General features: G+C 66.8%; 12 protein-coding genes. 3 read left to right on the top strand and 9 right to left on the bottom strand.

The features are described from left to right. Position 1: 1 nt before the first annotated feature. Genes rapZ through uvrA form a run of 3 tightly spaced genes read right to left on the bottom strand, consistent with a single transcriptional unit; the run spans position 2 to position 5,813 of the window. Positions 2–880, bottom strand: a complete 879-nt coding sequence (gene rapZ, locus WFL22_RS04460) for an RNase adapter RapZ (protein WP_336650942.1) — start codon at positions 878–880, stop codon at positions 2–4. Continuing rightward, on the bottom strand, positions 877–2,895 hold the full coding sequence (uvrC, locus tag WFL22_RS04455; RefSeq protein ID WP_336991632.1) for an excinuclease ABC subunit UvrC: 2,019 nt from the start codon (positions 2,893–2,895) through the stop codon (positions 877–879). The genes rapZ and uvrC overlap by 4 nt, the downstream gene beginning before the upstream one ends. Then, positions 2,892–5,813, bottom strand: a complete 2,922-nt coding sequence (gene uvrA, locus WFL22_RS04450) for an excinuclease ABC subunit UvrA (RefSeq protein ID WP_336991807.1) — start codon at positions 5,811–5,813, stop codon at positions 2,892–2,894. Before uvrA ends, uvrC begins: the two co-directional genes overlap by 4 nt. 181 nt (positions 5,814–5,994) lie before the next feature. On the opposite strand from uvrA, the gene WFL22_RS04445 reads away from it, so the two are divergent. The 3 genes from WFL22_RS04445 (at position 5,995) to WFL22_RS04435 (ending at position 8,088) form a co-directional block, all read left to right on the top strand. Next, positions 5,995–6,636 carry a hypothetical protein gene (locus WFL22_RS04445; protein ID WP_336650944.1) on the top strand — a complete coding sequence of 214 codons (642 nt, stop codon included), beginning with the start codon at positions 5,995–5,997 and terminating at the stop codon, positions 6,634–6,636. Beyond that, complete coding sequence (locus tag WFL22_RS04440; RefSeq protein ID WP_336991631.1) at positions 6,633–7,319, top strand: hypothetical protein; 687 nt, start codon at positions 6,633–6,635, stop codon at positions 7,317–7,319. Before WFL22_RS04445 ends, WFL22_RS04440 begins: the two co-directional genes overlap by 4 nt. Positions 7,320–7,677: 358 nt before the next feature. Beyond that, positions 7,678–8,088, top strand: coding sequence for a VOC family protein (locus tag WFL22_RS04435; RefSeq protein WP_336650946.1), 411 nt, complete (start codon positions 7,678–7,680; stop codon positions 8,086–8,088). Here the strand turns inward: WFL22_RS04435 and WFL22_RS04430 are convergent. From WFL22_RS04430 to WFL22_RS04405, 6 genes are all read right to left on the bottom strand, one after another. Beyond that, positions 8,074–8,808 (bottom strand): helix-turn-helix transcriptional regulator, encoded by a 735-nt coding sequence (locus tag WFL22_RS04430; protein WP_336991630.1) that lies wholly within the window; start codon positions 8,806–8,808, stop codon positions 8,074–8,076. The genes WFL22_RS04435 and WFL22_RS04430 overlap by 15 nt on opposite strands. 64 nt (positions 8,809–8,872) lie before the next feature. Next, entirely contained in the window at positions 8,873–10,963 is a 2,091-nt protein-coding gene (uvrB, locus tag WFL22_RS04425; RefSeq protein WP_336650948.1) for an excinuclease ABC subunit UvrB, read from the bottom strand. Positions 10,964–11,035: 72 nt separating this feature from the next. Further along, positions 11,036–12,241: a winged helix-turn-helix domain-containing protein gene (locus WFL22_RS04420; RefSeq protein ID WP_336991629.1), complete on the bottom strand. Its 1,206-nt coding sequence runs from the start codon at positions 12,239–12,241 to the stop codon at positions 11,036–11,038. 10 nt (positions 12,242–12,251) lie between these two features. Next, the gene (gene ndk / locus WFL22_RS04415) at positions 12,252–12,668 is read right to left on the bottom strand and encodes a nucleoside-diphosphate kinase (protein ID WP_336650950.1); all 417 of its coding nucleotides are present in this window, start codon (positions 12,666–12,668) and stop codon (positions 12,252–12,254) included. Between the two features lie 84 nt (positions 12,669–12,752). Further along, entirely contained in the window at positions 12,753–13,295 is a 543-nt protein-coding gene (locus WFL22_RS04410) for a DUF4233 domain-containing protein (protein ID WP_336991628.1), read from the bottom strand. Then, positions 13,292–14,638, bottom strand: coding sequence for a bifunctional folylpolyglutamate synthase/dihydrofolate synthase (locus WFL22_RS04405; RefSeq protein ID WP_336991806.1), 1,347 nt, complete (start codon positions 14,636–14,638; stop codon positions 13,292–13,294). The genes WFL22_RS04410 and WFL22_RS04405 overlap by 4 nt, the downstream gene beginning before the upstream one ends. Positions 14,639–14,641 lie beyond the last annotated feature (3 nt).

Genomic DNA, 14,641 nt, shown 5'->3' with positions numbered 1-14,641 from the left:
GCTACTCGCGGCCGAGGTCGCGGTGGCGCAGGCTGACGCTTACGCCCGGCAGGCCGGCGAGGCGGTCGGCGAGCTCGCGGGCCGTCGCGACCGAGCGGTGCTTGCCGCCGGTACACCCTACCGCGAGTGAGGCGTGTCGCTTGTTCTCCCGCTGGAAACCAGCGAGAACCGGGGTGAGTGCTGCGACGTAGTTGTCGAGGAATTCGTCGGCTCCGTCGCGGCTCAGCACGTAGTCCTTCACCTCAGGATCGACGCCGGTGAGTGGGCGCAGCTCAGGGATCCAGAAGGGGTTGGGCAGGAAGCGCATGTCGACCATGAGGTCGACGTCGGTAGGGGCACCGTACTTGAAGCCGAAGCTCAGCACGGAGAGTTGCAGGCCGGGCGTGTTGTCGTCGGAGAAGAGATCGCGGGTGGCTGTTGAGAGATCGTGCACGTTGTAACGGGAGGTGTCGATCACCACGTCGCTTGAGGCGCGCAGTTCCTGCAGGCGCTCACGTTCGAGGCGGATCCCTTCGAGCAGGCTGCCGGCCTCCCCCTGCAGCGGGTGCGGGCGGCGCACCGACTCGTAACGCCGCACGAGGATTTCATCGGTGGCGTCGAGGAACACGACGCGCACGGTCGCCGAGGAGCGCAGTTCGTCGATGACATCTTGGATTTCGGCGAAGAGGTCGCGACCGCGCACATCGACCACGGCGACGATGCGCGGCAGCGCCCCGCCTGAGCGGTCGGCCATGTCGGCGAGGGTTTTCAGCATCGAGAGGGGCAGGTTGTCGACGACGTACCAGCCCAGGTCTTCGAGCGTGTTCGCGACCGTGCTGCGCCCGGCCCCGGACATGCCCGTGACGATGAGGATTTCCTGCCCGGATACCTGCTCGTTCACGCCGTGTTCCCCTCGTCTGGCGCCCCCTGGGGGTCGCCTGCTGATGCCTCGATGTTCGGTGCCTCAAGTTTAGCCGTAGCGGCTGTGCCCGGTTCTGCGCCTGCGGGGTCGGGGGCCGGCTCGGGGGTTGAGCTGTCTGAAGCGGCGAGGTGGGTGAGGATCTGCTCGGCGAGCTTCGGCCCCAGACCGGGGGCCGAAGCGAGTTCGTCGTGGGAGGCGGCGCGCAGCCTGGCAACGGAACCGAAGTGCTTGAGCAGGCCCTGCACGCGTTTGGGGCCGAGCCCTGGAATCTCGGAGAGACGGCTCGCGATGGAGGTACTGCGGCGTTGGCGCTGGAAGGTGATGGCGAAGCGGTGGGCTTCGTCGCGGATGCGCTGCACGAGAAACAGTGCCTCGCTCGTGCGGGGAAGGATCACGGGGAAAGGATCGTTCGGCAACCAGATTTCTTCGAGACGCTTCGCGATGCCGCACAGTGCGACGTCGGTGATTCCTGCGGCGTCGAGCGCGCGGGCCGCAGCCCGCACCTGGGGTTCGCCCCCGTCGACGATGAGCAGCTGGGGGCGGTCGCGGTAGACGCCGCTGGGCTGCTCCCCGGCTTCGCGTGCGGCGTTGAGCTGCGCGGCGCGGCGCGAGACGACCTGGTGGATCGAGTCGGTGTCGTCGCGAGTCTGCTCGATGCGGTACTTGCGGTAGGCACCCTTCGCGGGCAACCCATCTTCGAAGACCACCAGCGATGCGACAACACCTGTGCCCTGCAGGTGCGACACGTCGATGCACTCGATGCGCAGGGGGGCCTCCTCCATGCCGAGGGCCTGCTGCAGTTCGGCGAGGGCGTCGGTGCGCGCCGTGAGATCCGCCGCCCGCTTGAGCTTGTGCCTGATGAGGTTCTCCCCAGCGTTCAGCACGGCGCGATCCATGAGCTGCGCCTTGTCACCCCGCTCGGGCACCCGCACGTGCACGCGCCCGCGGCGCGGCCGCTGAGCGCTCAGAGCCTCTTCGAGCGCGGGAGTGTTCTCGGGCAGCAGCGGCACAAGAATCTCGGGCGGTGGCTCTCGTTCGCCGTCGTAGGCGGACTGGATCACCTGCTCCAGCAGCGTTGCCGGCGAATCGTCGAGTTCGACGTCCACAATCCAGCTGCGCTCGCCACGAATCCGTCCCTCACGAATGATGAACTGGTGCGCGGCAGCGGCGAGTTCGTCGCTGCGCAATCCAAACACGTCGAGATTCACATCGAACTTCGACCCGGTGCCGAGCACGACGGCGTTCTTCTCCATGACGTGCTCGACGGCCTGCGCCTGATCCCGCATTCGGGCTGCGTCTTCGTAGCGCTGCTCGGCCGCCGCCTCGCGCATGGCGCGCTGCAGTGCCCGCAGATGCCGGGTGTCGCCGCCGGCGAGGAAGGCTACGAGCTCGTTCACGCGTTCGCGGTGCGCTTCGATGGTGATGAGGTGGGAGCAGGGGCCGTGGCAGCGGCCGATCTGGCCGGCGAGGCAGGGCCGGCCGCTCTGCATGGCGCGTTTGTAGTCGGCGTCGTTGCAGGTGCGGATCGGAAAGGCTCGCTGCAGCAGCTGCGTGGTTTCGCGCAGCGCCCACACTTTCGGGTAGGGGCCGAAGTAACGGGCGCCCCGGATCCGCTCATTGCGGGTGATGATGAGCCGTGGTGCCTCTTCGCGCAGTGTGACCGCGAGATAGGGGTAGGTCTTGTCGTCTTTGAACTGTACGTTGAACGGCGGCTTGAACTCGGTGATCCAGGTGTGCTCGAGCACGAGCGACTCGGTATCGGTGGCGACAACGGTCCAGTCAACCTTCGCCGCAAGTGACAGCATGGTGCGGGTGCGCGGCATCAGCGAATGCAGCGGCTGGAAATAGTTGGAGAGCCGCGCGCGCAGGTTCTTCGCCTTGCCGATATAGAGCACGCGTCCGTGCTTATCGCTGAAGCGGTAGACGCCAGGGCTCGTGGGAATTTCGCCCTGGGCTGGCCGAAACGCGGCGCGGTTGTCGAGGGGCTCGATCAAGCGGAGGCCTTCGCCGTGGCTGTCGCTTCGAGCGCGCGTGCAGACTTCGCCGCCCAACCGTCGAGCACCTCGGCGAGGAAGCGACCGGTGTGGCTTTCGGGATGCTTGGCAAGTTGCTCGGGGGTGCCTGTGGCCAGGATCGTGCCGCCACCCGATCCGCCCTCGGGGCCGAGATCGATCACCCAGTCGGCGCTGCGGATCACATCGAGGTTGTGCTCGATCGTGATGACGGTGTTGCCCTTATCGACGAGACCGTTCAGCACGAGCAACAGCTTGCGCACGTCTTCGAAGTGGAGACCCGTGGTGGGCTCATCGAGCACGTAGATGCTGCGACCGTTGGAGCGCTTCTGCAGCTCGGTGGCGAGCTTGACGCGCTGCGCTTCGCCGCCGCTGAGGGTGGTGGCGCTTTGGCCGAGGCGCACGTAGCCGAGGCCCACATCGACAAGCGTCTTCATGTAGCGGTGGATCGACGAGATGGGGCGGAAGAACTCTTCAGCCTCGGCGATCGGCATCTCGAGCACCTCGGAGATGTTCTTGCCCTTGTAGCGCACCTGCAGCGTCTCGCGGTTGTAGCGCTTGCCGCCGCAGGCCTCACAGGCCACGTAGACATCGGGCAGGAAGTTCATCTCGATCTTCAGGGTGCCGTCGCCCGAGCAGGCTTCGCAGCGGCCGCCCTTGACGTTGAAGCTGAACCGGCCGGGCAGATAGCCGCGGGTCTTGGCCTCGGGGGTGTCTGCGAAGAGGTTGCGGATCTTGTCGAACACGCCCGTGTAGGTGGCCGGGTTGGAGCGTGGGGTGCGACCGATGGGTGCCTGGTCGACGTGCACTACCTTGTCGAGGTGTTCGAGGCCGGTGACGCGGGTGTGCTTGCCGGGCACGAGACGGGCGCCGTTGAGTTGATTCGCGAGCACTCGGTAGAGGATGTCGTTGACGAGGGTGGACTTGCCTGAACCCGAGACACCGGTGACCGCGGTCATGACACCGAGCGGGAAGACGGCGTCGACGTTCTGCAGGTTGTTTGAGCGTGCGCCGACGACTTTGAGCTCGCGGTTGCGGTCGCGCTTGCGACGCTTCTTGGGGGTGGCGATGCTGCGGCGGCCGGCGAGGTAGTCGCCGGTGATGGAGTCGCGATTCTCGAGCAGCTCGCGGTACTCCCCCGAGTGCACGACGGTGCCGCCCTCGACGCCGGCGCCGGGGCCGATATCGACGATCCAGTCGGCGGCTTCGATGGTTTCTTCGTCGTGCTCCACAACGATGAGGGTGTTGCCCAGGTTGCGCAGTTTGATGAGGGTCTCGATGAGGCGGCGGTTGTCGCGCTGGTGCAGGCCGATGCTGGGTTCGTCGAGCACGTAGAGCACGCCGGTGAGGCCGGAACCGATCTGAGTCGCGAGGCGGATCCGCTGCGCTTCACCACCTGACAGTGTGCCCGCGGCGCGCGCCAGGGTGAGGTAGCCGAGGCCGACCTCGATGAGGAAGTCGAAGCGCAGCCTGATTTCGCGCAGCACCTGAGCGGCGATGCGGGCCTCGCGTTCGGTGAGGATCACTTCGTCGAAGAAGCGCTTTGCGTCGGTGAGGCTGAACTCGGTGACCCCCGAGATCGACTCTCCGTTGACGGTGACCGCGAGCACCTCGGGCTTGAGGCGCTGGCCGTGGCAGGCGTGGCAGGGCACCTCGCGCAGGAACTCCTGCCAGCGGTCGCGTTTCGTGTCGCTCTCTGCTTCGGCGTATTGGCGCTCGATGAAGGGGATGACGCCTTCGAATCCGCTGGAGTATTTCACCTCACGGCCGAAGCGGTTCTTCCAGCGCACATTGACCTTGAAGTTGTTGCCGTAGAGCACGGCGGCGCGCACGTCTTCGTCGAGCTCGGACCAAGGGGTGTCGAGTGAGAAGCCAAGGTCTTGGGAGAGGCCGGTGAGCAGCTTTTCGTAATACTGGTAGAGGCTTTTGCCCTGGCTTGTCCACGGCACGATGACGCCGTCGGTGATAGAGAGTTCTGGGTCGCCGAGCACGAGATCTTCGTCAACCGACATGCTCGTGCCCAGCCCGGAGCAGGCGGAGCAGGCACCGAAGGGGGCGTTGAAGGAGAAGGTGCGGGGTTCGATCTCGGTGAGCTGGACGGGGTGCTGGTTGGGGCAGCTCAGGTGCTCGGAGAACAGGCGGGTGCGCTCTGAGTCTGTGGCTTCGAGGTCGACGAAGTCGATTGCCACGATGCCGCCTGCGAGCCGCAGTGCGGTTTCGAGGGAGTCGGTGAGCCTGCCCAGCATTTCGGGGCCGGCTACGAGGCGGTCGACAACCACTGAGATGTCGTGCTTGATCTGCTTCTTGAGCTTGGGCGGATCGCTGAGCTGCACCATCTCGCCGTCGACGAGAGCGCGCGAGTAGCCGGCTGCGGCGAGCTCTTGGAAGAGGTCGACGAACTCGCCCTTTTTCTTATTGACCACGGGTGCGAGCACCTGGTAGCGGGTACGTTCGGGCAGCTCCATGAGCCTGTCGGCGATCTGCTGCACGGTCTGCGATTCGATGCGCTCACCGCAGATGGCGCAGTGGGGCACGCCGACGCGCGCCCACAGCAGGCGCATGTAATCGTAGATCTCGGTGATGGTGCCCACGGTGCTTCGCGGGTTGCGGTTGGTGGATTTCTGGTCGATTGAGACGGCGGGGCTCAGGCCCTCGATGAAGTCGACGTCGGGGCGATCTACCTGGCCGAGGAACTGCCTGGCGTAGGCGCTGAGTGATTCGACGTAGCGGCGCTGGCCCTCGGCGAAGATCGTGTCGAAAGCGAGGCTCGACTTGCCGCTGCCTGACAGCCCGGTGAAGACGACCATGGAGTCGCGTGGGATTGCGAGATCGACATTCTGCAGATTGTGCACTCGGGCGCCCTGCACGCTGATCTGAGCATGCGCGGCCGATGACCGGATCTGGCTGGTGTGTGCGGGTGCGGTGCTGTTCGAGGTCACTGATCCATCCTATGTCGACCGGCCTGAAAATTCGAACGTGTGTACGAGTGAAGTTGTCGATTTCGCCGCTGGCGCACTTCCCTGCCGAGGGGCTTTCGCGTATTATTGACGCAAGTAGATGCAATGTGCAGAAGGAGGCGCCATGTCGATCGCTCAGCTGCCCGCCCGGAGCCCGCGCGAGGGCCGCGGCGCAGGCACTGCGCGGCCTGGCCGCGACCGTCTCACCGCGCTCATCACCCAGCTCGAAGATGATCACATCGACATCGCGGCAGAGCTTCTCACCGACATCCTGGCCCATCAGCGTGCCGATGTGCGTACACTGACCGAGGCTGAAACCGCGGTGCTCGCACGGCTCGATGTCACTGAAGCCGAGATGCAGCAGCCCAGTTCGCTGCCCGCCAGCCGGCGCAGTCGGCTCTGGGAGCGACAGCACGCTGAGCGCAGTCTCACCGTTGGCGAGGCCGCCGAGATGATCGGGGTGACCCCCGCGCGGGTGCGGCAGCGCTGCGCGGCGCGCACCCTGCTCGCCCAGCGCCGCAGCGACGGCTGGCGCCTGCCCTCGTTCCAGTTTCTCGACGGGCGCGAACTGCCGGGCTGGTCCGAGGTTGCTGCCGCGATTCCGGCTGGCACCCCGCTGTCCCTTGTCGAGCGGGTGCTCACCTCCCCCGCGATGCGTCTGCGGGTTGACGGCGAAGAGCTTGCGCCCTTTGAGTGGCTGGCGCAGGGAGGCGATCCGGCCCTTGCAGCTGCCGCCGTTGATGACGCGCTGAACCGACTGCCGTGAGCGAGCAGCTGCCGGCACCGGATCCGGCCCGCTTCCCCGCGCTCGACGCCGACCCGAGCTGGGTGCTGAGCGTGCCGGAAGGAACCCTCATCGCACGCATTTTCCGCGCCGGCGGCACTCACCCCGTGGCGTGGCATGAGTTTCGCACCTTCGGGCCGCTCGATGGGCGCTTCGACCCCCACCCGCTGCCTGTCGGCGAGCACGAGGGCGCGGGGGTGTTGTACGGGGTGCTCGAACGGGGGCGCGGTGGTGGCGTTGCTGATGGTGGTGCGCTTGGTGGGGCTTTTGCCGCAGCTCTGCTGGAAGTGTTCCAGGCGCAGCGCATGATCCGCCTGCGCGATGGTTCACCCACGCTCGCCGCGTTCGAGGTGACGCGGCCGCTGCGTCTCCTCGATCTTTCCGACAGCGATTGGATCGCTGTCGCCGGCGGCAATTCCGCGATCTCTTCCGGCGATCGCGAGCGGTCGCGTGTGTGGGCCCGCGCGATTGCGCAACGCTACCCCGAGCTCGATGGCGTGGTGTCTGCGTCGTCGCTCGTGCCAGATGCGCGGGTGGTGGCGCTCTGGGCCGGTGCTGCCGATGCGCTCCCCCGGTATCCTGCGGCGCTGCTCCCCCTCGGCCGGGATGAACTCATCGGTGTGATCGACAGGATCGCGGATCGCTACGGGTATCTCGTGTTGTGAGGCCCGCCCGAGTCATGAATGTCAGTGGTCTCGTGAAGACTGCGGTGCTGGCAGGGCATGGCCCATTGGATAGTGCGACGGTGCGGTGCGTGGTCGCGGTCGCTGCAGCTGGGGAATCAGCCTTTATCGATCGTGAGTTCGACGAGATGACGCGGGTGGACCGCTATCGCGCCTCATCGGTGTCGGAGTGCGGGCCTGTGGGTGCTTCGGTTCCTGTTAATGTGCCCGTGTGGGGGTTGATTCGTGAAACAGTTCACTGCGCTTGATGGCGTCGCTGAGCACCTGATGTGCGCCACGCAAGCGGCAGCGTCCGTTTTGTTCTATCGGCCCGGGCGGTGTGGCGCGTACGCTTTCCCCCATGACCCTGAGATTCGACTTCATCGCCATCGTCACCGCTGATTTGCCGGCCTCGCTCGCGTTCTACCGCGCTCTCGGGGTGGACATTCCCGCGGGCCAGGATGAGGCACCCCACGTTGAGGCCACGTTGCCGGGAGGGATGACGCTCGCCTGGGATCCGGTCTCGACGATCCAGAGCTTCATGCCCGATTTCGAGCTTCCCGCTCCCGGTGGCGGTCGGATCGGCTTCGCCTGTCGGGCGGAGAGCCCCGAAGAGGTCGACCGCGCCTACGCCGAACTCGTGGGGCAGTATCCCGCGGCTGCGCACACCGCGCCCTGGGTTACGCCGTGGGGCCAGCGCTACGCGACCGTGCTCGACCCTGACGGCAACTCGATCGACCTCTACGCGCCGCTCCTCTCAGACCCCGCCTGAGGTCGGGTCACCCGGCCGCCCTGGCGGCTCGGGTGCCGTGAGCCTTCCGGGAGTGCTGCCGATGATGCGTGTGAAGTCTCGAGTCATGTGCGACTGGTCGGCGTAGCCCGCGCGCTGAGCGACCTCCGCGGGAAGCGCGCCGCTCACGAGCATGCCGCGGGCGCGCTCTGCACGCAGCACGCCGCGCAGAGCGGCGTAGCCGTAGCCGAACGACTGCTGCATACGTCGCCGCAGTTGACGTTCCGAGTAGCCGAGTCGCGCGGCGAGTTGAGGAAACGGATCACCGCGCACTGCGGCTGAGCTGACGATCGCGGTCCACCGTAGATCAGCGATATCCGGGTCGAGGTCGAGGCTGCCCGCCACCGCGCCGGCCGCTTCGTGCAAGTTGCGGGAGCTGAGCGGTGCGCGCAGTGCTCGCTCCCCGCGATCAGAGTGCGAGGCCGAGAGCAGATCCCGTGCGGGAAGGACGCGATCCCGCACCTCGGCGACATCGGCGCCGAACAACGCGCCTGCGAAGCCGGGCGTGAACCGCAGCCCCACTGTTGCGCCCTGCCTGCTCCCCTGCGCGACGAGCCACCGCGTCGAGGGCCCGGCCACGATCAGTTCGTCATCGCGCAGGATGAGGTCAGCGCAGCCGTCTGCCGGAATGGTGGTCGCGTGCTCGCTCGGGCTGGCCATCCACAGGACGCCGAGGCCCGGGATGGCGACTTCGCGGTACACGGCGGCTCCGATCCGGGGCTGGGCTCGATGGGCGGGTGGGACGAGCTATGGGAGTTTGCTGCTCCTACAGGTGCCCCGCCGCGTCCATGCTGCGCAGTTCGCGCTTGAGCTCGGCGACCTCGTCTCGGAGACGCGCGGCGAGCTCGAACTTGAGCTCTTCGGCGGCAACAAGCATCTGATCCGTGAGATCGGAGATGAGCTCTTCGAGCTTCGCCGCGCCCTCGGCGCCGATTGCACCGGCCCGAGATGCGGCCTTTCCCTTCGCCCGCTGCGCGGAGCCGCCCTTGCGCTGAGCGTGGGCGCCCGTGCGCGAGAGCACATCCTCGGTGTCGGCGGCCTCGCGAGCGAGCATCTCGGTGATGTCGCCGATCTTCTTGCGCAGCGGCTGTGGGTCGATGCCGTGTTCGGCGTTGTAGGCCTGCTGGATCTCACGCCGGCGGTTGGTTTCGTCGATTGCCTCGCGCATGGAGCGGGTGACGGTGTCGGCGTACATGTGCACCTGGCCCGACACGTTTCGGGCGGCACGACCGATGGTCTGGATGAGTGAGGTGGAGGAGCGCAGGAAGCCCTCTTTGTCGGCGTCGAGGATCGACACGAGCGAGACCTCGGGCAGGTCGAGACCCTCTCGCAGCAGGTTGATGCCGACGAGCACGTCGTAGACGCCTGCACGCAGCTCGGTGAGCAGTTCGACGCGGCGCAGAGTGTCGACATCGGAGTGCAAGTAGCGCACCCGGATGCCGGCCTCCTCCATGAAGGTGGTGAGCTGCTCGGCCATCTTCTTGGTGAGCGTGGTGACGAGCACGCGCTCGTCGCGCTCGGCGCGCACGCGCACCTCTTCGAGGAGGTCGTCGATCTGGCCCTCGGAAGGCTTGACCACGATCTCGGGGTCGATGAGGCCGGTGGGGCGGATGATCTGTTCGACGACGCCGTCTGCGCGATCCATCTCGTAGCGGCCGGGGGTGGCCGAAAGGTACACGGTCTGGCCTACGCGCTCTTTGAACTCGTCGAACTTCAGTGGCCGGTTGTCGAGCGCACTCGGCAGACGGAAGCCGTGGTCGACGAGCGTGCGCTTGCGGGATGCGTCGCCCTCGAACATGGCACCGATTTGCGGCACGGTGACGTGGGATTCGTCGATGACCACGAGGAAGTCGTCGGGGAAGTAATCGAGTAGGCAGTGCGGTGCCTCCCCCGGCTGGCGCCCGTCGATGTGCCGCGAGTAGTTCTCGATGCCTGAGCAGAAGCCGATCTGCTCCATCATCTCGAGGTCGAAGGTGGTGCGCATGCGCAGCCGCTGCTCTTCGACCAGTTTGTTCTGCTGCTTGAGCTCGCGGGTGCGCACGTCGAGTTCTTCTGCGATCGTGCCCATGGCGCGGTTCATCACATTGCGGCTCGCGACGTAGTGCGAGCCGGGGAAGACGGATACCGTCTCGACCTGCTTGATCACGTCGCCGGTGACCGGGTGCAGGTAGTAGAGCGCCTCGATCTCGTCGCCGAAGAACTCGATGCGGATCGCAAGTTCCTCGTACATGGGGATGATTTCGACGGTGTCGCCGCGCACCCGGAAGTTGCCGCGCACGAACTCGATGTCGTTGCGCTGATACTGCATGTCGACGAAGCGCCGCAGCAGCACATCGCGGTCGAGGGTATCTCCCACCACGAGCGGCACCATTGCCTCGTAGTACTCTTCTGGTTTGCCGAGGCCGTAGATGCACGAGACGGTGGAGACGACCACGACGTCGCGGCGGGAGAGCAGCGCGTTGGTGGTGGAGTGGCGCAGTCGCTCGACCTCGGAGTTGATCGAGGAGTCTTTCTCGATGAAGGTGTCGGTCTGCGGCACGTAGGCCTCGGGCTGGTAGTAGTCGTAATAGCTGACGAAGTATTCGACAGCGTTGTGGGGCATGAGCTCTTTGAACTCGTTCGCCAGCTGCGCCGCCAGGGTCTTGTTGTGGGCCAGGATAAGCGTGGGCCGCTGCACCTGCTCGATCAGCCAAGCGGTCGTGGCCGACTTGCCCGTGCCGGTGGCACCGAGCAGCACGATGTCGGTCTCGCCCGCGTTGATGCGCCCGGCCAGCTCTTCGATGGCCGCCGGCTGATCGCCGCTGGGCTCGTATTCGCTGACCACTTCGAAGGGGCGAACGCTGCGCGTGGGTTCCATGGTTTCGAGGGTACTCGGGACCACTGACATTCTCGCGTCGGTTCGCGAGAGGCGATCTTCGTTACCGCTGCTCTAGGCAGCATCGAAGCCCGCGGGCAGTTGCAGATTGCCCACGCCGCTCACCCGCACCTCATCGAGTCCCTGCCAGCGTGCCGCGCGTGCCAACAACGACACTGCTGCCTCGGCAGTGCGCGCAGGCGCCCGATCCTCCATCCACGCAGCCTGCACCAGCAGCGCACCGCGCTCACCTAGCTTCCGGGGGCGCTCCGCCTTGAGATCGATGCGGCCCGCGAGGCGCCCGCCGACCATCAGCGGCAGGCAGTAGTAGCCGTAGCGTCGCTTCGCTTTCGGCGTGTAGATCTCGATGCGGTAGTGAAAATCGAACATGCGCTCGGCCCGAGGCCTGAACCACACCACCGGATCGAACGGAGTGAGCAGCGCGTCAGGGGCGAGCCGCGCCGGCACCCGCGCAGCCCGGTGCAGCCACGCAGCCTCCGGTGCACCATCACTGCGCTGCCAGCCGGCGACGGTCACCGGAATCAGGATCCCCTGCTCCTCCAACGCCCCCACCGCCGCACGGGCATCAGCCGTCTTCAAGCGGTGATAGTCGGCGAGGTCGGCGAGCGTCGCGACCCCGAGAGAGCGGGCCGCCTGCTCGACGAGCGCACGCTGCGCCTCCTCCCGCTCCACCGTTCGGAGCGCATCGGCGGGGAGCACCTGCTCGGCGAGGGCGTAACGCCGCTGAAACCCCTCGCGGCCTGCAGACACCACCTCGCCCCAGGCGAACAGCATCTCGACGGCCTGCTTCGTCTCGCTCCAGTCCCACCACGGGCCCCGCCCGTTTCGCGGGCCATCCTCAAGCTCGCGCACGAACTGAGGCCCGCCAGCCGCGAGCGCCGAATGCACGCGCTCGATCGTTGGCGCCAGCGCCTCGGCGCGGCCGTTGCTGGTGAAACGATCACGGAACTCCCCCATGCGCCACCCGAACAGGGCCCGATCACGCACTGGAATGAATGCCGCCTCGTGCGCCCAATACTCCGTGAATTCGCCGCCGCGCCACAGATGCCTGTCGAGTGCCGCCGCGTCATAGTCGCCGCGACGGGAGAATACCGGCAGATAGTGGCTGCGAGCGAACACGTTGACCGAGTCGATCTGCAGCACATGCAGCGCGTCAAGCACCGCATCGAAGGGGCGTCTGCGCCGCAGCCGCGGCGCGTTCGAGAACCCCTGAGCGGCGAGCCCGACGCGCCGGGCCTCTGCAGCGCTCAGGGATTCCACGAGCGTGCGACTACGCGAACCAGAGGCCGAGCTCGCGCTGGGCCGAGAGCGTCGAATCGCTGCCGTGCACCAGGTTCTGCTGCACCTTCAGGCCCCAGTCACGGCCGAGGTCGCCGCGGATCGTACCCGGAGCGGCGGTGGTCGGATCGGTGGCACCGGCCAGTGCACGGAAGCCCTCGATCACGCGCTCGCCCCTGGCACGCACCGCAACCACGGGGCCCGAACTCATGAAATCGATCAGCGGCTCGTAAAAGGGCTTGCCCTCGTGCTCGGCGTAGTGCGCGGCGAGCAGCTCGCGATCCGCGTGCACCATGCGCAGATCGGCGATGGTGTAGCCCTTCGCCTCGATGCGGCGCAGGATCTCCCCGGTGAGGCCACGGGCCACGCCGTCGGGCTTCACCAGGATGAGGGTCTCTTCAGCGGACATGCACGCTCCTTCAGTACAGGGTCGGCGGGGTGCGTGTCACCCCGCCACAGATTCTATCGAGGCCGCAGGCCCCGAAACTTGCGGTCAGGCGCCCTGCGCGGCAATCCAGGCAGCACGATCGCGATCGATCTGCGCGCCCTTCACCATGCAGTACACCCACAGCGCGGTGAAGACGAGCCCTACCAGCAGGGCCATCGGCAACAGGATCGCCGTTGCGAGCATGAGGGCGTGCACCACCCAGCCGATGATGATCCCCACTCGGCCTACGCGCATCACACCCAGGGCCACGATGATGAGCAGGCCCAGGCCACCGCCGATCACGAGGCCCAGCTCGCGCGGCTCCAGCGTGCCGAGACCGAACAGCGAAAGACCGATCAGCACCACCACGATGAGTTCGAAGCCGAGCACGATCGACGCGAGCGCCTTTTGCGTGGACTGTGTGCCGCGGCGCGCACCCGCCACCCGCATTGCCGAATTGTGGGCCATGGTCTCCGAAGGAGACAGCTGCAGCTCCTCAGCAGCATCTGGGGTGGAGGGGCTGGTGGGGTTCGCAGCGTTGGCCAGGTTCGCTTGCCGCTTCGGATCGCCGTTCAGGCCGTCGGCGGCGCCGGTCTGCTTGCCTGTCATGCGATCCCCCAGCCCTCGGCGCGGGCGTGAGCGATTGCCTCGCCCGCAAGCAGCACCGAACCGACGACGAGCACTCCGCGGCCCTCAGCCCGGCCAGCCCAGGCGCGTGCCTCATCGAGTGCTTCGGGCAAGCTGTCAGCAACCTCGATAGGCGTATCAGGGATCGCCTCTTCGGCGATCTCGCGCAGAGCCGACGCATCGAGCGAGCGGGGCGACTCGACGGGGGTGACGGTGACGCGGTGCGCGATCGGCGCGAGAGCGCGCAGCAACCCGAAGGAGTCCTTCTCTTCGAGCACGCCAGCCACGAGGGCCAGCTCCTCGAAGTTGAACGACTCGGTGACGGCCCGCGCGAGCGCTTCGGCACCGTGCGGGTTGTGCGCGGCATCCACGTAGACCACGGGATCGGTGCCGATGAGCTGCAGGCGGCCGGGTGAGGTGAGCTGGCCAAGACCCTCGTCGAGCACCTCTTCAGGAACGGGTCGTTCCGCACCGAAGAACACCTCGACGGCTGTGACGGCGAGCGTGACGTTCTCAGCCTGGTGCCGGCCGAAGAGCGGCACGAAGGCCGGATCGTAGGGGCGGCCGGTGATGCCGACGAACTCGATCTGGCGGCCGCCTACGGCGACGCGATCTTCGATGAGGCGGAAGTCGCGCCCCTGCACGATGAGGGGCGCGCCCGCTCGTTCGGCGGCGTCTTCGAGCTCGGACAGCGCCTCGGGCGCCTGCTCAGCCGAGACGACCGCGCTGCCGGGCTTCACAATGCCTGCCTTGGTGCGCGCGATAGTTTCGATGTCTGGCCCGAGAATTGCCGTGTGGTCGAGGTCTATGGGCGTGAAGACGGCGACGCGGGCGTCTGCGATGTTCGTCGCGTCCCACTCGCCACCCATGCCTACCTCGATCACCGCCACCTCGACGGGGGCATCGGCGAATGCCGCGTAGGCCAACACAGCGAGCGCCTCGAAGAAAGTGATCGGCCCCTGGCCGGCAGCGGCGAGTTCGGCGTCAACCACTTCGAGGGGCAGTCGAAGCTCATCCCAGGCCGAGGCGAGCACAGCACCGTCGATGGGGGTGCCGTCGATCTGGAAGCGCTCCGTGAAATCAACGAGGTGCGGGCTTGTGAACAGACCGGTGCGCAGACCGTGCGCGCGCAGCAACGACTCGATGGCGCGGCTCGTTGAAGTCTTGCCGTTGGTGCCGGCGACCTGGATAACCGGGTAGGACAGCTGTGGGCTGCCGGCGAGCTCGGCGAGCCGACGCACCGGCTCGATGCGCGGGCGAGGATTCGCCTCACCGACGCGGGTGAGCAGCTCTTCGTAGACCCGCGCGGCGGCGTCGGTGTTCATGGC

Origin of the sequence: Leucobacter sp. VD1 (assembly GCF_037150695.1) — a bacterium.
GTDB lineage: Bacteria > Actinomycetota > Actinomycetes > Actinomycetales > Microbacteriaceae > Leucobacter.
The sequence above is the reverse complement of the archived record's forward strand: the minus strand, read 5'-3'. Positions and strand labels throughout refer to the sequence as shown.